Here is a 19,292-nt window from a genome sequence, read left to right on the forward strand (position 1 = left end):
GGTATGTCAGCAGGAATTGAAATTCAAATTATTGCGGTTTTGACCGCTGTAGCCTGCGCTTTACCGGGTGTGTTTTTGGTGCTTCGCAAAATGTCGATGATGTCTGATGCAATTACCCATACGATTCTGCTTGGCATTGTGCTTGGTTTTTTTGTCACACAGGATTTATCTTCGCCCGTGCTATTGCTAGGGGCAGCTCTTATCGGGGTGATCACGGTTTGGCTGACAGAGTTGACAGCCAAAACAAGGCTGGTGTCAGAAGATTCGGCAATCGGTTTGATTTTTCCACTCTTATTTTCTGTCGCCATTATTTTAATTAGCCGCTATGCCGGCAGTGTGCATTTAGACACAGACTCTGTTTTATTGGGAGAGTTGGCATTTGCTCCCTTTGAACGCATGGTTGTATTGGGTATTGATATTGGTGCAAAAGGGATGTACACTGGCGGTGTGATTCTGCTTTTGAATATTCTGTTTATTGGCATATTCTTTAAAGAACTCAAGCTTGTGACATTTGATCCGATTTTAAGTGCTGTGATTGGTTTTTCTCCTGCCGTGTTCCATTATAGTCTAATGGGAATGGTTTCGCTCACGACGGTAGGTGCATTTGAGGCAGTTGGTTCAGTTTTGGTGGTTGCTTTTATGATTGCACCGCCGGCAACGGCTTATCTTCTCACAGATGATCTAAAAAAGATGATTGGCTTGACCGCTGGGTTTGCTGCCGTTAGTGCCATTGTTGGTTATCAGCTTGCGGTTTATTTGGATGTTTCGATTGCCGGTTCTATGGCGGTAACGACAGGAATCATCTTTATGCTAGTGTTCTTTTTAGCTCCCAAGCGTGGCTTTTTTGCCGATATCGTGAAAAAGAAAAAACAGAAAGAATACTTTGCTGAAAACGCTTTTTTGCTGCAAATAGATTCTGGTGTGAACGCAATGGAAAGAGCAGCGGTAACAAGCAAGCGTGAAAAGAAAATAATGGCAGACTTGCGGCAAAAAAACTGGATAGTAGGAGAAGAAAAGTATGCGTTAACAGCAGAGGGCATACAGCAGGTAGAAAGCATAAAGAAAGAATGGTTTCCGGGTTTTCAAAATCAAGAAAATTAGCGGTCAATTTAATGAGCAACCAATAACAGGTGAAAAAATTAAGAAGGTTATCCGTTAAAGAAAGTTATAAAGTGCTAGGTTTTGTTTGTGAAATTTAAGATAGTGGGCATTGCTTCTTAAATTTACAAACAAGACCTAGGCTTTTTTGCGTAGAAGTGATAGAATAAGGTCAATTTATAAAGTCATCTGCATTTGTTTTTTGATTCGATAGAGAAGGAGAGAAAGAGTGGAACCTGAAAATTACCTATGCCAAATTCCTTGTAATTCTTTGCCGTTTGTCAATGAAGCCGATTTTAAAATTGCTCTGAAATCGGTGGTTCATCCGAGTAGGACGATGGACTCTCATGTTTTAATCTATATTTTGAGTGGAAAAATGCAAGTGATTGAAGACGGTATCGCTTATACATTGACACCGGGAACTTTGTTTTTTCTAAAGCAAGGTGTTCATCATTGGGGAGAGGAAGAATTTGAACATGGCACATCTTGGTATTATGTTCATTTTTATATGCCAGAGCCAGCTGAAAATAGCCAGCTTTTAGAAAATGGAGAAGTACACAATCATAGAAATCTGTCTCCGTTGCCTTGTCATATGAACTTGCCCAAGCTTTTGCAGTTGCCGCCTAACCATCCGATAAAAGAAGAAATGAAGAAGTTAATTCAGGCTTTTGAATCCTGTAATGAAGCTGATTTTATCAGAGTGAATTTGTCACTGTGGGAAATCCTTTTGCAGAGCGTTCAGTGGCAAAATAGAAAAAGAAGCGATAAAAACAGCGAGCTCGTACACAAAGTTTCATTGTTTGTAGAGCAAAATGTGTTGCACAATTTTTCAGCGCAGGAGCTTGAAGAAGAAATGGAACTTACCTATAAGCATATGGGTACTTTGTTTAAAAAGCAGACAGGCCGTACGATTAAGGAATATCAGACCATACTGAGAATGAAGAGGGCAAAAAAGCTGTTGAGTGAAACAGAAAAGTCTATTGCCGATATTGCGGCTGTGCTTGGCTTTTATGATGCTTTTTATTTTAGCAAGATTTTTAAAAAAAAAGAAGGAAAATCTCCCTCACAATTTCGAGATTCTTATATCCCCAAGATATAAAAAGAATATTCTACATGAAATCAAGAATATATTCCATTATAATTTTTGAATTATAAGAGTATAATACATGTAATTTGCTATTAAAAATGTGTGGAGGCGAAAAGTATGAATGAAATTCTAAAGAAATTTACGGTTACAGATCCTTTTTTTGGGCGCTATGAAAGCTTGGTAAATAATGTTGTCATTCCTTATCAAGAAAAAGCGTTGAAAGATGAAATTCCGGGAGCAGAGAAAAGCCATGCAGTCGAAAATTTCAGACTGGCAGCAGAAGTAATTGAGACAGGCAAAAATAGTGCTGAGTTTTATGGCATGGTTTTTCAGGACAGCGATTTAGCCAAATGGTTAGAGGCTACCGCTTATTCGATTCAGATGTCACCGAATGAAGCCTTGGAAAAAAGCTGTGATGAAATTATTGATTTAATTGGCCGTGCTCAGCACAAAGACGGCTATCTCAATACTTATTTCACCGCCAAAGACCCTGCCAGACGTTGGACGAACTTAGCCGAAGCACATGAGCTTTATTGTGCGGGACATATGATGGAGGCAGCAGTTGCCTATGCTGAATGTACAGGAAAAACAAAACTGCTGGATATTATGTGTGGTATGGCAGACCATATCTATGAAAGATTTATTGTGCAAAAAACACCGGGCTATCCGGGGCACCCTGAAATTGAATTGGCACTTATGAGAATGTATCGCTGCACAGGCAACGAAAAATATCTAGAGCTTGCCAAGCATTTCGTTGACGTTAGAGGAGTGGATGCAGATTATTTTTTAGAAGAGCAAAAAGTAAAAGGGTGGACAGTTTGGAACAATAATTGTGCGGATAGAGAATACACGCAAAATCACGTGCCGGTTCGGGAACAAACAGAGGCGGTAGGACATTCGGTTCGTGCCGTATATCTTTATACAGGTATGGCGGATGTAGCGGCTACTACGCAGGATGAATCTTTGAAGCTTGCTTGTCAAAGACTTTGGAAGAACATTGTGGAGCGACGGATGTATGTGACAGGTTCTATCGGTTCTAGCTATGAAGGAGAAGCTTTCACCAAAGATTTTCATCTGCCTAACGATACGGCATATGCCGAAACCTGTGCCTCTATTGGACTAATTTTCTTTGCCAGAAAGATGATTGACCTTGAGAAAAAGTCTGAGTATGCTGATATTATGGAGCGTGCGTTGTATAATGGTGTGCTTGCCGGTATGCAGCTAGATGGCAAAAGATTTTTCTATGTAAACCCATTGGAGGTACTCCCCGGTATTTCGGGAAAAGCGATTACCCATAGACATACCTTGCCTGAGCGGCCAAAGTGGTTTGCTTGTGCCTGTTGCCCTCCCAATGTAGCAAGATTGCTGCCCTCTATCGGCAGCTATGCTTGGAGTGAAGAAGGGAGCACGGTCTATTCTCACCTGTTTATCGGTGGAATGCTTGACTTAACGGATACACTGCAAGGAAAAATTAAAGTAGAAACCAATTATCCTTATGATGGAAAAGTGGTTTATCGCTTTGAGCCGACACAAGATAAAATGGATTTGACACTTGCCATTAGAATGCCATTTTGGAGCGCTGATACCTCTATTTTGCTGAACGGCGAAGAAGCCAAATTTGAAATAAGAGATGGATATGCTTATTTGAATAAAGCTTTCATGGCAGAAGATGAAATTGCGGTTCATTTTGATATGAGTGTGAAAAAAGTCTACGCTCGCAATAATGTGAGTGCTGACAGTGGCAAGACAGCTTTCTTAAGAGGACCTCTTGTCTATTGCGCAGAGGGCACAGACAATGACGGAGATGTGCTTGGTTTGAGAGTAAAGAAAGAATCAGCAGTTACGATAGGAGAATATCAAGCTGACTGTTTAGAGGGAATTGTTCCAATTGAAGTAGAAGGCTATCGTATGAAAGATCAAGATAACCTGTATTCTTTTGAACGTCCACAGGCAGAAGCGTGCAGTATTCACTTAATTCCTTACTACGCTTGGGGAAATCGCGGGTTAAATTCTATGCGTGTTTGGATGCCTGAAATGGAATGATTTAGCCATTAATAACCTTTGAGAGCAGTCATTAAAATACAAAATAAAAGCTGGCATGGAAATTTCTCCATGCCAGCTTTTTGTAATTTGAAAAGGTCGTTGTTAGTATTGTTAACTGTTACGATGATTATTCGATTACGCCGCCTTCAACAACAAGGTTTTCAGGCAGAACAGCATCGCCATAAACAGGAGCAAGCGTTTCTTCAAAGTTTTTGTGGAAGAATTGCTCGTCAGCTAAAGTTTTGATTTCGTCGTTAATCCAGTTGAGCAGTTCGGTGTTACCTTTTTGAACAGCAGCAGCGATTGTATCAGGATTTCCGATACTTTCAATGCCAACGGTATAGCCTTCGTTCTGCAAAGCCCAAGCTAAGACTTCTGTGTTGTCAGTAGAAAAAGCGTCACCACGACCATCGATTAGAGCATTGAAAGTTTCGGTATATTGATCAAATTTCAAGAGATTGATTTCTGGGTGATTTTCAGAGAAGTAAGTTTCAGCTGTTGTGCCTTTGGCAACAATCAATGTTTTGCCTTCAAGGTCTTTTACGTCGGTAATCAGTGCATTATCTGGGCTGACAACGCCAAGAGCTACTTTCATGTAAGGAAGAGCAAAATCAACTACTTCAGCTCTTTCAGCAGTAACAGTGAAGTTAGCCAGAACAATATCAACCTTTGCTGTTTCAAGATATTCAACACGGCTAGAAGGCTCAAGAGAAACAAATTCAACTTCAACGCCTAAGTCTTTCGCAATTCTTCTTGCAAAATATACGTCATAGCCTTGATATTCGCCTTGTGAATCGATGTAACCAAAGGGAGCTTTATCGCTGAATACACCAATAACAATTTTGCCGCTTTCCTTAATTTCATCCAGTGAACGAGCTGTGCCATTGCCTGTTTTTACTTCGCTTACGTCAGAAGCAGAAGAATCAGAGCTAGTGGTTTTGCTTTCAGAAGCCTCACTTGCAGAAGATGCTTTGTTACTTGTGGAGCAAGCAGCAAAAAGAACGGTAATAAGGGCAAGTGAGAGGACAAGTGATAAGAATTTAGTTGCTTTTTTCATGATGTTACCTCATTTCAAGATTAAAAATTTATGTTTATTGAGTAGATTCATAACTGAAAATGTTGAGAAATTGTTTGGCTCGTTCTGTTTGGGGGTTGGTGAAAAAGCTTTCGGGGTCTCCGCTTTCTACGATTTCACCGTGATCCATAAATAAAATTCTGTCTGCCACGGCTTTGGCAAACTGCATTTCATGGGTCACAATCATCATAGTCATGCCGCCTTTGGCAAGCTCCATGATGACATCTAGTACCTCTCTGACCATTTCGGGGTCGAGAGCAGCGGTTACTTCATCAAAAAGCATGATTTCTGGTTTCATCATCAAGGCTCTAACAATGGCAACACGCTGTTTTTGTCCGCCTGAAAGTTCTCTGGGATAAGAATCTTTTTTGTCAAGAAGTCCTACACGGGTTAAGAGTGCTTCGGCTTCTGGAATAATATCTTGTTTTTTGCGCTTTTGCACTTTCAGCGGCCCAAGCAAAATGTTATCCAGCACAGTCATATGGGGGAATAAATCATAGCTTTGAAAAACCATACCGATTTTCTGACGGATAGACTGCCAGTCAGTGGTTTTATCAGTGAGGACTTGAGTGTCCAGTGAAATGCTGCCGTTCTGCACAGGCTCAAGCCCGTTAATACATCGCAGCAGTGTGCTTTTTCCGCAGCCGGAAGGACCGATAACGACAACTACTTCGCCCTCTTTAACCGTCAAAGAAATCCCTTTCAGCACAGGGTCGCTATTTTTATTATATTGTTTAAAAAGATCTTGAATGGTCAACAAGTCTTTCATAAAGTTTTTACCTCAATTCTTCCACTTTTTTTCTAGATAACCGGCAAGCTTAGAGATAGGCCAGCAGGTCAGAAAATACAAAAAGAAAATTGTTCCATAAATCCAAAGAGCAGCGTCTGGGGCAGTGTAACGGTTGGCTTCAATAATTTGTTGACCAACTTTCAAAACTTCAACAACGCCAATCAGCACAATGAGAGAAGTAGTCTTAATCATTCGGGTAGTCAGGTTGATAGCCAGCGGAATCAATCGGCGCAATGTTTGAGGAATAATAATATATAAGTAAGTTTGCTTCTTGCTGATTCCCAAAGCATAGCTGCTTTCATATTGATGAATCGGGATTGAAATCAATGCCCCACGCACCAAATCGCCCATTTCAGCCGTACCCCACAAAACAAAGACGATGACAGCTGAAACCTCGCCTGAAAGATTAATGCCAAACATTCGGGTTAGCCCGAAATATACGATAAACAACAATACCAATTGAGGCATAATGCGAATGAAGTCTAAGTAAACACGAGAAATCGCACGGGTGACAGGGTTTTTCAGTGTCATAAAAACACCAAATAAAACACCTAAAACAATGGATAAGAGGACAGACAGCAGTGAAATCTGAATGGTAATGCCCAATCCGCCCATCAGTCTGGCAAAGTTATTGCCTTCAAATAGTACTCTGATTCCCAAATCCTGCATAGCGAAGCCTCCTTTCGAGAAGGGTAGCTAAAATAGAAATCGGCAGCAGAATGACCAAATAACCGATTACCAACATGAAAAGCGACTCAGTGGTTTTATGGTAAAGACCCATTAGGTCTTTTGCCACATACATTAAATCAGCCAGTGCAACAATACTAAACACAGAGGTTTCTTTAATCAAAAAGATAACATTAGCGGCAAATGCCGGAACAGAAATCGCAACCGCCTGCGGCAATAAAATATAGCGCATGACTTGAAAGCGAGAAAAACCAAGACTTAAAGCAGATTCCGTTTGGATTTTATCGATAGATTCCAAACCGCTGCGAAAGGCTTCAGACATATAACTGCCGCCTAGAAAGGTCAGGCCGATAATGGCACAGGTTTCAGAACTGATGCGTATGCCGAGTTTCGGCAAACCAAAGTAGAGAAAGAATAATTGCACGACAAGCGGTGTGTTACGAGATAATTCAATATAAGCACCAATGATTTTTCTTAGTACGGGTATCTTATAATATTGTACCAAGCTGCATAGAAAACCCACCAAGATAGAAAGCAGGATTCCAATAAGGGCAAGACGTAACGTCAAACCCGCAGCATGGACATATAGATTAGCATATTTTTGGATAAATTCTAAATTCAACAGGATGCCCCTTTCTTTGGAAATTTAAGCTGCCACAAATCTTTTCTAGGGTATATTTATTATAGTAGAACGGACAGCCCAGAAAGGTTCGAACCACCATTTCATAGTAATCATATAAATGAACTATGATTATATAATATACAAAAAGACTTCAAATGTCAACTTAATTATAAACTAATATATTTTCAACAAGACAAGCTGATTTAATCAAAACATACAAAAAAGTAGATAGAATAATAAAGGAGCAAAGCCAATTGACTCCGCTCTTCATTATTTACTAGAGTTTAGAACAGAAGCACCGCAATATCAGCGATTTTTCCACATTTCTTGTGTAATACCGTAGTGTTCGCAATCGTAAAATACACCCTTGACTTTTACTTCTTGTATAAAAGTTCCCTCGTGCTTCATACCGCACTTTTGCATGACTTTGCCAGAAGCGATGTTGGGAGTATAATGCAGAGCTTCCACACGGTTTAGGTCAAGTTTGTCAAAGCAGAGAGAAAGAATGAGGTTTAATGCCTCCGTCATGTAGCCATGTCCCCAATAATGACGGTTGAGTACATAACCAAATTCACATTTTTCATCTTTGATATTTAAGCAAATATCAATACAGCCAAGACACTTGTTTTCGCTTTTCAGCTCAATAGCATAAATTCCTGGTCTTGACCAATAGAAATCAGTAATGTTGTGTAAGGCTTGTTTCTTCTTTTCAAATGGACCCCATGTCAAATATTTTGTAGCTTCTTCATCGCTCGCATAAGCAAAAACATCATCGACATCTGCTTTAGCAAATTTCCTCAGGCGAATTCTTTCACCTTCTAAAACCTCATTGTCATATAAAATTTCAAGATAATTTTCAACCATAAGTGTGGCCTCTTTTATAGGAAAGATAGCAGATCAGGTTTTCATTAGTTCTTTAAGCTCTGCAAAGGTGCTGGAATTCTGCCGCCGCGATGAATAAAGGCAGCCGGAGATTTTTGGTTAACCTCCATAATGGGACCGCCGCCGAGCAGACCGCCAAAGTTGAGTTCTTCACCGCACTTTTTGCCGATGGCTGGAATCAAACGTACCGCGGTTGTCTTGGTGTTAACCATACCGATTGCTGCTTCATCCGCAATAATGGCCGAGATAATTTCAGGAGAAGTGTCGCCGGGAATGGCAATCATGTCAAGTCCCACAGAACAAACCGCTGTCATGGCTTCGAGCTTGTTGAGTGTCAGCGCACCGCTTCGGGCGGCCTCAATCATGCCAGCATCTTCTGTAACAGGAATGAAAGCGCCTGAAAGTCCGCCAACATGTGAGGAGGCCATCACGCCGCCTTTTTTAACAGCGTCATTTAACAGAGCTAAAGCGGCAGTTGTGCCGTGAGCACCGCACTGTTCCAAACCCATACCCTCTAGAATATAAGCAACACTATCTCCCACTGCGGGAGTAGGAGCAAGCGAAAGGTCGACAATGCCAAAAGGAACACAAAGTCTGCGTGAAGCCTCTTGTGCCACAAGCTGACCGGTTCGCGTGATTTTGAAAGCAGTACGCTTAATTAACTCTGCAATTTCATCAAGCGTACAGCCGTCGCCTGATTTTTTAATGGCGGCACGCACAACACCCGGGCCTGAAACACCCACGTTAATCACGCAATCACCTTCACCAGTGCCGTGAAAAGCACCTGCCATGAAAGGGTTATCCTCGGGAGCATTACAGAACACGACAAGCTTTGCCGCGCCGATACAATCACGGTCAGCGGTGAGTTCAGCTGCTTTTTTCACGATTACACCCATTTTTTTGACAGCGTCCATATTAATACCGGCTTTGGTTGAACCGATATTGACACTGGAACAGACAAAGTCAGTTTCAGCAAGAGCTTGCGGAATGCTTTCTATTAAAGCATAGTCGCCAGGGCCGAAACCTTTATGAACAAGAGCAGAATAGCCACCGATAAAGTTGACACCAACTTCTCTGGCGGCTTTGTCAAGCGCATGGGCAAAATGAATTGGAGAAGCAGTTTGACAGGCACCCGATACAATGCCGATGGGGGTAACGGCAATACGTTTATTCACAATCGGAATACCGTATTCTTTCGAAATATCTTCACCGGTTTTGACTAAATCACCGGCATAGCGGCAAATTTTGTCATAAACTTTTTGAGTGGATTTTTTAACATCAGAATCCATGCAATCTAAAAGCGAAATGCCCATGGTAATGGTTCGCACATCAAGGTCTTCGTTGTCAATCATATTGATTGTTTCAAGAATTTCGTTTGTATTCATTAATCTTCAGCCTCTCTTTACCAGATGAAATGGGGTCAGATGTCAAATGCGGTGCATAGAATTGAAAATATCTTCATGCATAACATGAATTTTGAGGTTCATCTGTGTACCCAGTTGTGTCAAGCTGTCTGAAAGTTCAGAAAAAGGAACCGTACAGGCAGAAGTATCGACCATCATAACCATGACAAACATATCCTGCAAAATAGATTGTGTTACTTCGAGTACGTTCACTTTTTTGGCAGCACAAGTGCTAGAAACCTCCGCCAAAATGCCGACCATATCTTTTCCGATAACCGCAATAACTGCTTTCATAGATCAGAACCATCCTTCCAGAGAGCAAAGAAGACAAGTGTTTTTTCACAAGGCACTTTGCTGTTCATTAGATTATTTTATTATGCTAAAATGATTGCTTTTCATTATGAAGTAGATTTTTAATGATGTCAAGTTTAGAAGGTAAGAGGAAGAGACAAAAATATAATTTTTCATAAAATATAGCGATTTGCGCAAAATAATAAAAGAATAAGAAGAAAATCAATGCACTATTCTAGCAAAAAATCGGTTCACAAAGCATAAGAAAGGTGTTATAATAAATAGTCAGTGAAAAATGTTTGAAACAGGCACAACCTGAATGCAGGAAGGATAAATGGAATGGCTAAAAGAGAAAATTTAAGAAACGTTGCAATTATTGCCCACGTTGACCATGGTAAAACGACCCTTGTCGATCAGCTTTTGAAACAGAGCGGTGTTTTTCGTTCTAACGAAGTGGTTGCTGAACGTGTTATGGATAACGGTGACTTGGAAAGAGAAAGAGGCATCACGATTCTGTCAAAGAACACAGCCGTGATGTACAATGATATTAAGATTAATATTGTGGACACCCCCGGACATGCTGATTTCGGCGGTGAAGTAGAGCGTATACTAATGATGGTTGACGGCGTTTTGCTGCTTGTCGATGCTTTTGAGGGCTGTATGCCCCAGACAAGATTTGTTTTGAAAAAAGCATTGGGCCTTGGCAAAAAACCTGTTGTCGTTGTCAATAAGATTGACAGACCCGGTGCAAGACCGGCAGAAGTCATTGACGAAGTGCTTGACTTGTTTATTGAGTTGGGCGCAGACGAAGAGCAGCTCGAATTCCCAGTTGTTTATGCTTCTGGCCGTGACGGTTATGCCACTTATGACCCTCTTGAAACCGAGGGAACAGATATGAAACCTGTTTTCGAAACCATTATCAATGAAGTGCCAGCTCCCGAAGGTGAATTTGACGAACCCTTGCAGGTTTTGTTTTCCAATATTGACTATGATGCTTTTGTGGGCAGAATCGGTATTGGCCGTGTTGAGAGAGGTAGCATTCATACCAATGAAACTGTTACCATTTGTACCGAAGGCGGCACACCTCGTAATGCAAAGGTGGTCAAGCTCTACCAGTTTGAGGGTCTTAAACGTGTAGAAGCAGAATCAGCGACAGTGGGCGATCTTATTTCTGTTTCCGGTATTACCGATTTAAATATTGGCGAAACAGCGTGTGAATTGGGCAAACCCGATCCACTACCATTTGTTAAAATTGATGAGCCTACCGTTAGTATGCTCTTTATGGTCAATAACAGTCCGTTTGCAGGACGTGAGGGCAAATTTGTCACTTCCCGTAATATTCGTGACCGTTTGATGAAAGAAATCGAAACTAACGTGGCCATGCGTGTGGAAGAAACCGAATCTTCTGATACACTGAAAGTATCTGGACGTGGAGAGCTTCATCTTTCTATTTTAATTGAACAAATGCGCCGCCAAGGATATGAGTTCCAAGTTTCACCGCCAACTGTTATCTTTAAAGAAGAAAATGGCAAGAAAGTGGAACCGATGGAGCTTCTCATGATTGAAGTACCAGAAAATTATGTGGGCACTGTCATGGAGAAGCTGGGCACACGTAAAGCTGAAATCATCAACATGGATGCTAAAGATTCCGGTATCACTCATTTGGAATTCAAAATTCCGGCAAGAGGTTTGATGGGTTACCGTTCAGAGTTCTTGACGGATACAAACGGCAATGGTATTATGAATCACGTGTTTGAGGGTTATGAACCTTATAAAGGTGACATCAACATGCGTTCACAAGGCTCACTGATCGCTCATGAGACAGGTGAATCGACAGCATATGGTCTTTTCTATGCACAAGATCGCGGCCGCTTGTTTATTGGTGCCGGCGTAAGTGTTTATGAGGGTATGATTATCGGTGCAAGCCCGAAGAGTGAAGACATGACTGTCAACGTATGTAAAAAGAAACATGCCACCAACACTCGTTCTTCCGGTGCTGACGAAGCTTTGAAATTAACGCCTCATTCTGTATTGAGCCTCGAGCAGAGCATCGAATTTATTACAGATGATGAGTTAGTGGAAGTAACACCAAAAAGCATTCGTATGCGCAAAAGAATTTTGAATAAAGAAGAACGCATGAAAAAACAAAGACCGAAAAAAGTTTAAAATGTCTTGACTATGCATTGAGTTTAGTGTATAGTGGTATAGTAAAACAAAGAAGAGTCATACTCTCACCCGTGCAGTTTCGTCTGACACAGGTCAATATCAGAAAATATGCGGCAAGCATATAGGTTTGAATTGATTTGCGGACAGAGAAATCTGTCCGCTTTTGTTATGTTGTGACTCGATTCAATTTGTATAATGATGGAGGTGCTTACCCATTAGCAACAAGGAACTGCAGATTAACGAACAAATTCGTGACAACGAGGTTCGCGTTGTCAGCGACAACGGAGATCAGCTTGGCGTGATGTCTTCTCATGATGCCTTGAAACTGGCAGAAGAAAAAAGCTTAGATCTTGTCAAGATTGCACCACAGGCCAAACCGCCCGTGTGTAAAATCATTGACTACGGTAAGTTCAGATTTGAACAATCCAAAAAAGATAAAGAAGCCAAGAAGAATCAAAAAGTCATCGAACTCAAAGAAATTCGATTGTCACTCAACATTGACGTCCATGATTTCGAGACTAAGAAAAAACATGCTGAAAAGTTTTTGAAGAGTGGCAACAAAGTAAAAGTTTCCATTCGTTTTCGCGGAAGAGAGATGGGACATCCGGAGCTTGGCTTGACCACCATGCGTCGTTTTGCTGAAGAAATGGCAGAAACGGCTAATGTGGAAAATCCGGCTAAGATGGAAGGCCGTTCTATGTTCATGTTCCTTGCGCCGAAATCGGCGAAATAATGTTAAAGGGCATCTCTAGAATATCAAGGAGGAGAAATTATGCCAAAGTTAAAAACGCACAGCGGCGCAAAAAAGCGCTTTAAAGTCTCTAAAAACGGAAAGCTTATCCGTGCACATGCTAACACGAGTCATCAGCCCACGCTGAAGAAGACGAAGCGTAAAAGAGGACTGCGTAAAACAGCCGTTACAGATAAAACAAACTCAGCAGCAATCAAAAGACTTCTTCCGTATCAATAAAGAGTTTCGGATGTTAAAAGAGTTTAATTCCGAATTTGGAGGTAATTATAAATGGCAAGAGTAAAAGGCGCAGTTGCTACGCGCAAAAGAAGAAAAAAGGTTTTAAAGCTTGCAAAAGGCTATTGGGGTTCTAAGAGCAGACATTTTAAAATGGCTAAACAGGCCGTCATGAAATCAGGCAATTATGCTTACATCGGCCGTAAACATAGAAAAAGAGATTTCAGAAGACTCTGGATTACCAGAATTTCTGCTGCTTGCAAACTAAACGGTACTAATTATTCTACTTTCATGAATGGTCTTAAGAAAACAGGCATTCAATTGAATAGAAAAATGCTTTCAGAAATTGCTATTTCTGACGAAAAAGCTTTTACCGCTCTTGTAGAACAAGCTAAATCAGCTTTATAATAGCGAGCATGCAAGCGTCTGAGGATTGCCTCGGGCGCTCTCTGTTTTTGTGGAAAAAGATTAAAAGACTATAAAGCGAAAACTAGCTTTTACAAATGCGAATCTAATCACTAGAAAAACAGGAGTTAAAAACTTTGTCTGTTTTTGTTGAAAGACGCAGGATGCAAGGTGGCCGATAAAGACTATTCTAAAAATTTATTTATTGAATGAATTACTTGTTTTCGATTTATATTGTTGTTTCAGAGGAGAGCAGAATTATGGCAGAACTGCCGTGGATTACCAGTAGAAAAAATGCAGAAATTCGCGCCGCTGTTGAAATTGCTTCATCCGCAAAAGAGCGCAGAAAAACAGGTTTGTTTTTTCTTGAAGGAGCTAGACTTTGTGAAGATGCAGCCAAAAGCGGCATTAAAATAGAAAAACTATTCCTGACGGAAGAAGCGTGTCAAAAATATGGTTCTTATATAGAACCTGTTGTTGCTTTGGCGAAAGTGACCTACAAAATTCAAGATCATGTGGCAGAAATGCTTGCGAAAACAAAAAGCTCGCAAGGGGTATTCTGTCTTTGTCAAATACCAACAGAGAGGCAAGGTCGACTTGCCGGTAAGTGGGTGGCACTAGAAAATGTACAAGATCCTGCTAATTTAGGTACGGTTATGCGAACAGCAGAAGCGCTAGGCTTTGATGGTCTGGTGCATATTAGCGGATGTGATTTGTTCTCTCCTAAAGCGGTGAGAGCTTCAATGGGTGCGGTTTTTCGTATGCAAATATTAACATGTGCTGAAGTGTCAGAAATAAACCAATTTGAGGGGATAGAGAATATGCTTTGCCTAGCGGCAGTTCCGGATGAAACGGCTGAACAGCTTGGCAGTGTTTCTTATCCAAACGATACCATGATTTTTATCGGCAATGAGGGAAATGGGCTGACAGCAGAAGCGATTCGTTTTTGCAAACGCAAGATTACAATTCCAATGAAGGGCAGGGCTGAATCGCTCAATGCAGCGGCAGCAGCAGCAATTTGTTTGTGGGAAATTTCGAAGTAGCCGCAGAAATCAAGAAAGGCTGGGTTGAAGTTGGATAAAAGGGCATATTGGATATGGCTTCAGCACGCTTTTGGAGCAGGAAGTCATAAGCCGTGGACAATACACCGTCGATTTCAAGGAGGAGTGGAGGAATTCCATAACGGAAAGACACCATTATGGAATTCAATGAAATTTATTTCAGAAAAAGAAGCTCGAATGCTTTCTGTCTTTTCCTTGGAACAAGCAGAAATTCTGCTAGAAATGTGCGAAAAGCTGAAGCATAAAGTCATAACACCCGAAGATGAAAAATATCCGGATGCGCTTCGTAATATTTTTGATCCTCCTGCTGTACTCTATTATAGAGGCGAGTTGCCAAATGTAGATACTTCGCCGACCATTTCCGTTGTGGGAACCAGAAAAGCGTCGCAAAAATCTTTAGACGCTGCAACAACCATTGGCTATCAGCTTGCCATTTCAGGAGCTATGGTGGTTAGCGGCGGTGCGTTGGGTGTAGACTCTGCTGCTCATCGCGGTGCCATGCGAGGAATGGGGAAGACGATTTGCGTACTGCCTTGTGGGCTGACAAATGGATATCTGGTAGAAAATTATGCTTTGCGAGAAAAAATTGTTGATAATGGCGCACTTGTGACTGAATATCCGATTGATACTGGGGTAACAAAAGGTACGTTTCAAGTGAGAAACCGTATTATTTCTGGCTTATCTTGCGCAACTTTGATTATACAAGCGGAGCAAAAAAGTGGAGCAATGATTACGGCAAGGCATGCCAAAGAACAAGACAGAGATGTTTTTGTTTATATAGGAGATGCGGGAAGCAAGGAATTTGCAGGGTGTGAGGCACTTGTGAGGGACGGCGCAAAATCCATTGTGTCGGGCGATGAAATTCTAGAAGATTACCAAAATCGCTTTTCTCCTGTGATTGTTAACAATCCTAAAAAGAAAAAAGTTGTACCCCAAGTGATTCAAATTGAGATGCCTATGGCTGCGGCGGTAATGGCCGACGTCGAAGATAAGCGACAGATTTTTAAGGGAGCAGAACTGACAGACAAGGACAGAATACTCTCTGTTTTATCAGCAGAGCCGCAGCATTTCTCTGTTATCGAAAAGGAAACAAATCTTAGTTCTTCAGCGGTATTGGCGGCACTGACAGAACTTGAACTTTCTGCTCAAATCCGCTCTTTCTCTGGCAGAAGATATGCGTTGAAATGATTTATGATTGAAAAAAAAGAAAATAGATAGTATAATCTAAATTTAAGACGACCATATGTTGTGGTCTCGAATAACTTTCAGGCAGATTTCTGTTCTGAATTGGAGGTAAGTAATGTCAAAATTGGTAATCGTTGAGTCACCGTCCAAGGCAAAAACGATAAAAAAATACCTTGGAAATGATTATGAAGTAATCGCTTCAATGGGGCATGTCAGAGATTTGACAAAATCCCGTTTAAGTGTTGATGTAAAGAATGATTTCACACCGAAATATTCGATTATAAAAGGAAAAGAAAAAACAGTTAAAGAATTAAAAGACGCTGCCAAAAAAGCAGATATGATTTATCTCGCGACTGACCCTGATCGTGAGGGAGAGGCCATCTCTTGGCATTTGGCTTATATTTTGGGACTGGAAGAAACAGCGGTAGACCGTGTAACGTTCAACGAAATCACTAAGCATGGTGTGCAAAATGGCATGGAAAATCCCCGTGCCATTGATATGGATTTGGTCAATGCCCAACAAGCCAGAAGAATTTTAGATCGTTTGGTGGGCTACACGCTAAGTCCTTTTCTTGCCAAAACGATTCGCCGTGGGCTTTCTGCAGGCCGTGTACAGTCTGTTGCCGTGCGCATGATTGTTGATAGAGAAGAAGAAATTAGGGCATTTGAGCCACAAGAATATTGGTCGATTGATACAAAATTGACTGCACCGCCCTCACGGTCTGTTTTTGCTGCTGCTTTTCATGGCGATGAAAAAGGCGAAATTGAAATTAAAACCAAAGAACAGTCTGACAAAATATTGGCTGATTTAGAAGAAGCTGAATTTTTGATTGATACGGTGAAAAAAGGCAAGCGAAATCGTGCGCCGGCACCGCCTTTTATTACCTCTACTTTGCAGCAAGAGGCCTCTCGTAAACTGGGTTTTCAGGCAAGACGTACTATGAAAGCGGCACAGGAATTATACGAGGGCGTAGAAATTGACGGATTGGGTTCTGTCGGTTTGATTACCTATATGAGAACAGACTCGCTTCGTATTTCTGAAGAAGCCATCGGACAGGCTGCTGAATATATTGAAACCCGTTGGAGTAAAAAATATTTGCCGACAAAGCCGAGAGTGTTTAAATCTCGTGCCAATGCGCAAGATGGTCATGAGGCAATTCGCCCGGCTAACATTAGTATTGTGCCTGATGAAATCAAAGCATCACTCACAGGTGACCAATATAAATTATACAAATTGATTTGGGAGCGTTTTCTTGCTTGCCAGATGTCAAATTGCGTGCTGAATACCACACAAGCGACAATTAAAGCGAATCAATATATTTTTAAAGCTTCTGGCTTTAACGTTCATTTCGATGGTTTTACAGTTCTTTATCAAGAGAGTAAAGATGATGAAGAAGAAAAAGCAGGCAAGGATTTGCCGAACTTAGAAGTCGGCATGAAGCTGAAAGTCAAAGAGCTCAAGGGAAATCAGCATTTTACACAGCCGCCCCCACGCTTTACAGAAGCTTCGCTCATTAAAACGCTGGAAGAAAACGGGATTGGACGTCCATCTACCTATGCCGCAACAATTTCTACCATCACAGGCCGAGAATATGTCATTCGTGAGGCAAAAGCTTTTAGACCCACTGAACTGGGTGAGGTTATTACAAAGCTGATGAAAGAAAGATTCCCCAAAATCGTCAACACCAAGTTTACGGCTAGTGTAGAAGATGAATTAGACGGTGTTCAGCGTGGAGACGATGAATGGGTTGAAGTTCTGCGTAACTTCTATGGCGAATTTGAGAAAACTGTTAAAAAAGCCAAAGAAGAAATGGACGGCGTTAAAATTAAGCTTAAATCAGATGAGACGGATGAAATTTGCGATAAATGCGGCTTGCCGATGGTCATTAAGTATGGCCGTTTTGGTCGCTTTATGGCCTGTTCTGGCTATCCTGAATGTAAGAATGTGAAGAAAATCTTAAAAGAAACCGGTGCGGAATGTCCAAAATGCGGTGGTAAGATTATTTCACGTAAATCCAAAAAAGGCAGAGAATTTTTTGGCTGCAGTGAATATCCTAATTGCGATTTTGTGTCATGGGATCCACCCTCAAAAGAAAAATGTCCGATTTGCCATAAAACCCTGATGCAGAAAAAAGGGAAAAATCCTGAACTTTATTGTGTTACCCCTAACTGTACGTTTGAGGGCAAGAAACTAGCTGAGGCAGAAGAATGAGCAGCGTCATTCATGTCATCGGTGCAGGGCTTGCCGGCTCCGAAGCGGCCTATCAAATTGCTAAAAGAGGCATTGCTGTGAAGCTTTATGAGATGAAACCAGAGAAGTTTTCTGCTGCTCATAAAAGCCAAGATTTTGCCGAGCTTATTTGTTCAAACTCGCTTAAAGCCGCAAGAATTGACAGCGCAGCCGGACTTTTAAAAGAAGAAATGCGCCGTTTTGAGTCATTACTCATGCAATGTGCGGACAAGTGCGCAGTTCCCGCTGGTGGGGCATTGGCGGTGGACAGAGACCAATTTTCGGCTATGGTGACAGAAAAAATCAAACAGAACCCGCTGATTGAAGTGATAAATGGTGAAGTAGAGACCATTCCCCAAGGAATTGTTGTCGTGGCGACAGGGCCGCTGACATCGGACAAGTTGGCACAACAAATTGCCGAAATTTGTCCCCAGTCGCTCTATTTCTTTGATGCGGCAGCTCCGATTGTGGCGGCAGAGAGCATTGATTTTACAAAGTGCTTTTATGCGACACGATATGATAAAGGCGAAAGTGACTATATCAATTGTCCTATGAACAAAGAAGAATACGAACGTTTTGCTGACGAGCTTATCAGCGCAGAACGTGCGCCTTTGCATGATGTTGATGTGCAGAATCCTAAGGTTTATGAGGGCTGTATGCCGATTGAAATTTTGATGCAAAGAGGCAGGGATGCTGCTCGTTTCGGCCCGATGAAGCCGGTAGGACTAGTTGACCCTCGAACAGGTCATCGTCCGTGGGCAGTGGTGCAGTTGAGAACAGAAAATCGTGAAAAGACACTTTACAATTTAGTGGGATTCCAGACAAATCTTAAATTTGGCGAGCAAAAACGTGTCTTTTCTCTAATTCCGGGATTGGAAAATGCTGAATTTGTGCGCTATGGTGTCATGCACCGCAATACTTTTTTGAATTCGCCCGAATTGCTGCATGCTGATTTTTCATTAAGGACAAACCCTAATGTGTTTTTTGCAGGGCAGATTACAGGGGTCGAAGGCTATATGGAGTCAGCTTCTTCTGGGATTTTGGCTGCCATTAATGCGGTGAAACGATTAAGTGGAGAAGAACCGCTGATTTTGCCAGAAACCACAATGATGGGCTCACTGGCGAAGCATATTTCAGCCTATGAGGGAAAAAGCTTTCAGCCTATGGGTGCTAATTTTGGAATTTTGCCAAGATTAGATACCGAAATTCGAGATAAAAGGTTGCGATATGGCGCACTGTCAGAACGCTCGCTGAAAGAGATTGATAAACAAATTGAACGATAGAATTAATAAAAGGAGAG

At 41.5% G+C, this 19,292-nt stretch carries 18 protein-coding genes; 11 read left to right on the plus strand and 7 right to left on the minus strand.

Annotated elements, in window-relative coordinates; all coding sequences use genetic code 11:
- Window positions 1–3 precede the first annotated feature (3 nt).
- The 3 genes from CS931_RS10475 (at window position 4) to CS931_RS10485 (ending at window position 4,228) form a co-directional block, all read left to right on the plus strand.
- Window positions 4–1,101, plus strand: a complete 1,098-nt coding sequence (locus CS931_RS10475) for a metal ABC transporter permease (protein WP_099205738.1) — start codon at window positions 4–6, stop codon at window positions 1,099–1,101.
- Window positions 1,102–1,327: 226 nt separating this feature from the next.
- Complete coding sequence (locus CS931_RS10480) at window positions 1,328–2,197, plus strand: helix-turn-helix domain-containing protein (protein ID WP_099205739.1); 870 nt, start codon at window positions 1,328–1,330, stop codon at window positions 2,195–2,197.
- 105 nt (window positions 2,198–2,302) lie between these two features.
- Window positions 2,303–4,228, plus strand: a complete 1,926-nt coding sequence (locus tag CS931_RS10485; RefSeq protein WP_099205740.1) for a glycoside hydrolase family 127 protein — start codon at window positions 2,303–2,305, stop codon at window positions 4,226–4,228.
- A 127-nt stretch (window positions 4,229–4,355) separates the two neighbouring features.
- On the opposite strand, the gene CS931_RS10490 is transcribed toward CS931_RS10485, so the two are convergent.
- The 7 genes from CS931_RS10490 to CS931_RS10520 form a co-directional block, all read right to left on the minus strand.
- Entirely contained in the window at window positions 4,356–5,285 is a 930-nt protein-coding gene (locus CS931_RS10490; RefSeq protein ID WP_099205741.1) for a cysteine ABC transporter substrate-binding protein, read from the minus strand.
- Window positions 5,286–5,319: 34 nt separating this feature from the next.
- Window positions 5,320–6,072 carry an amino acid ABC transporter ATP-binding protein gene (locus CS931_RS10495; protein WP_099205742.1) on the minus strand — a complete coding sequence of 251 codons (753 nt, stop codon included), beginning with the start codon at window positions 6,070–6,072 and terminating at the stop codon, window positions 5,320–5,322.
- Window positions 6,073–6,084: 12 nt separating this feature from the next.
- Entirely contained in the window at window positions 6,085–6,762 is a 678-nt protein-coding gene (locus CS931_RS10500; protein WP_099205743.1) for an amino acid ABC transporter permease, read from the minus strand.
- On the minus strand, window positions 6,731–7,402 hold the full coding sequence (locus tag CS931_RS10505) for an amino acid ABC transporter permease (RefSeq protein ID WP_099205744.1): 672 nt from the start codon (window positions 7,400–7,402) through the stop codon (window positions 6,731–6,733). Before CS931_RS10505 ends, CS931_RS10500 begins: the two co-directional genes overlap by 32 nt.
- Window positions 7,403–7,708: 306 nt before the next feature.
- Window positions 7,709–8,266 (minus strand): GNAT family N-acetyltransferase, encoded by a 558-nt coding sequence (locus CS931_RS10510; protein WP_099205745.1) that lies wholly within the window; start codon window positions 8,264–8,266, stop codon window positions 7,709–7,711.
- Between the two features lie 44 nt (window positions 8,267–8,310).
- Window positions 8,311–9,669: a PFL family protein gene (locus CS931_RS10515; protein ID WP_099205746.1), complete on the minus strand. Its 1,359-nt coding sequence runs from the start codon at window positions 9,667–9,669 to the stop codon at window positions 8,311–8,313.
- Between the two features lie 42 nt (window positions 9,670–9,711).
- On the minus strand, window positions 9,712–9,981 hold the full coding sequence (locus CS931_RS10520) for an ACT domain-containing protein (protein WP_099205747.1): 270 nt from the start codon (window positions 9,979–9,981) through the stop codon (window positions 9,712–9,714).
- A gap of 336 nt (window positions 9,982–10,317) precedes the next feature.
- Here CS931_RS10520 and typA point away from each other — a divergent pair, with 336 nt between their 5' ends.
- From typA to trmFO, 8 genes are all read left to right on the plus strand, one after another.
- Window positions 10,318–12,144 carry a translational GTPase TypA gene (gene typA / locus CS931_RS10525; protein WP_099205748.1) on the plus strand — a complete coding sequence of 609 codons (1,827 nt, stop codon included), beginning with the start codon at window positions 10,318–10,320 and terminating at the stop codon, window positions 12,142–12,144.
- Between the two features lie 247 nt (window positions 12,145–12,391).
- On the plus strand, window positions 12,392–12,877 hold the full coding sequence (gene infC, locus CS931_RS10530) for a translation initiation factor IF-3 (RefSeq protein ID WP_370738192.1): 486 nt from the start codon (window positions 12,392–12,394) through the stop codon (window positions 12,875–12,877).
- Between the two features lie 39 nt (window positions 12,878–12,916).
- Window positions 12,917–13,114, plus strand: coding sequence for a 50S ribosomal protein L35 (gene rpmI / locus CS931_RS10535; RefSeq protein ID WP_099205750.1), 198 nt, complete (start codon window positions 12,917–12,919; stop codon window positions 13,112–13,114).
- Window positions 13,115–13,165: 51 nt separating this feature from the next.
- The gene (gene rplT / locus CS931_RS10540; RefSeq protein WP_099205751.1) at window positions 13,166–13,519 is read left to right on the plus strand and encodes a 50S ribosomal protein L20; all 354 of its coding nucleotides are present in this window, start codon (window positions 13,166–13,168) and stop codon (window positions 13,517–13,519) included.
- 257 nt (window positions 13,520–13,776) lie between these two features.
- On the plus strand, window positions 13,777–14,559 hold the full coding sequence (locus CS931_RS10545) for a TrmH family RNA methyltransferase (RefSeq protein ID WP_159459812.1): 783 nt from the start codon (window positions 13,777–13,779) through the stop codon (window positions 14,557–14,559).
- 123 nt (window positions 14,560–14,682) lie between these two features.
- Window positions 14,683–15,765, plus strand: a complete 1,083-nt coding sequence (dprA, locus tag CS931_RS10550; RefSeq protein ID WP_099205753.1) for a DNA-processing protein DprA — start codon at window positions 14,683–14,685, stop codon at window positions 15,763–15,765.
- Between the two features lie 112 nt (window positions 15,766–15,877).
- A complete protein-coding gene (topA, locus tag CS931_RS10555; protein WP_099205754.1) occupies window positions 15,878–17,974 on the plus strand; it encodes a type I DNA topoisomerase in 2,097 nt (698 codons plus the stop codon).
- Window positions 17,971–19,275, plus strand: coding sequence for a methylenetetrahydrofolate--tRNA-(uracil(54)-C(5))-methyltransferase (FADH(2)-oxidizing) TrmFO (trmFO, locus tag CS931_RS10560; protein ID WP_099205755.1), 1,305 nt, complete (start codon window positions 17,971–17,973; stop codon window positions 19,273–19,275). Before topA ends, trmFO begins: the two co-directional genes overlap by 4 nt.
- Window positions 19,276–19,292 lie beyond the last annotated feature (17 nt).

It is taken from the genome of Scatolibacter rhodanostii, assembly GCF_900197595.1.
GTDB lineage: Bacteria > Bacillota > Clostridia > Oscillospirales > Acutalibacteraceae > Scatolibacter > Scatolibacter rhodanostii.

What these genes read in the sequence shown, in the direction of transcription:
- CS931_RS10475 (WP_099205738.1), top strand. Translation starts at nt 4, where the DNA reads ATGTCAGCAGGAATTGAAATTCAAATTATTGCGGTTTTGACCGCTGTA.
- CS931_RS10485 (WP_099205740.1), top strand. Translation starts at nt 2,303, where the DNA reads ATGAATGAAATTCTAAAGAAATTTACGGTTACAGATCCTTTTTTTGGG.
- CS931_RS10490 (WP_099205741.1), bottom strand. Translation starts at nt 5,285, where the DNA reads ATGAAAAAAGCAACTAAATTCTTATCACTTGTCCTCTCACTTGCCCTT.
- CS931_RS10495 (WP_099205742.1), bottom strand. Translation starts at nt 6,072, where the DNA reads ATGAAAGACTTGTTGACCATTCAAGATCTTTTTAAACAATATAATAAA.
- CS931_RS10500 (WP_099205743.1), bottom strand. Translation starts at nt 6,762, where the DNA reads ATGCAGGATTTGGGAATCAGAGTACTATTTGAAGGCAATAACTTTGCC.
- CS931_RS10510 (WP_099205745.1), bottom strand. Translation starts at nt 8,266, where the DNA reads ATGGTTGAAAATTATCTTGAAATTTTATATGACAATGAGGTTTTAGAA.
- CS931_RS10515 (WP_099205746.1), bottom strand. Translation starts at nt 9,669, where the DNA reads ATGAATACAAACGAAATTCTTGAAACAATCAATATGATTGACAACGAA.
- CS931_RS10520 (WP_099205747.1), bottom strand. Translation starts at nt 9,981, where the DNA reads ATGAAAGCAGTTATTGCGGTTATCGGAAAAGATATGGTCGGCATTTTG.
- typA (WP_099205748.1), top strand. Translation starts at nt 10,318, where the DNA reads ATGGCTAAAAGAGAAAATTTAAGAAACGTTGCAATTATTGCCCACGTT.
- rpmI (WP_099205750.1), top strand. Translation starts at nt 12,917, where the DNA reads ATGCCAAAGTTAAAAACGCACAGCGGCGCAAAAAAGCGCTTTAAAGTC.
- rplT (WP_099205751.1), top strand. Translation starts at nt 13,166, where the DNA reads ATGGCAAGAGTAAAAGGCGCAGTTGCTACGCGCAAAAGAAGAAAAAAG.
- CS931_RS10545 (WP_159459812.1), top strand. Translation starts at nt 13,777, where the DNA reads ATGGCAGAACTGCCGTGGATTACCAGTAGAAAAAATGCAGAAATTCGC.
- topA (WP_099205754.1), top strand. Translation starts at nt 15,878, where the DNA reads ATGTCAAAATTGGTAATCGTTGAGTCACCGTCCAAGGCAAAAACGATA.
- trmFO (WP_099205755.1), top strand. Translation starts at nt 17,971, where the DNA reads ATGAGCAGCGTCATTCATGTCATCGGTGCAGGGCTTGCCGGCTCCGAA.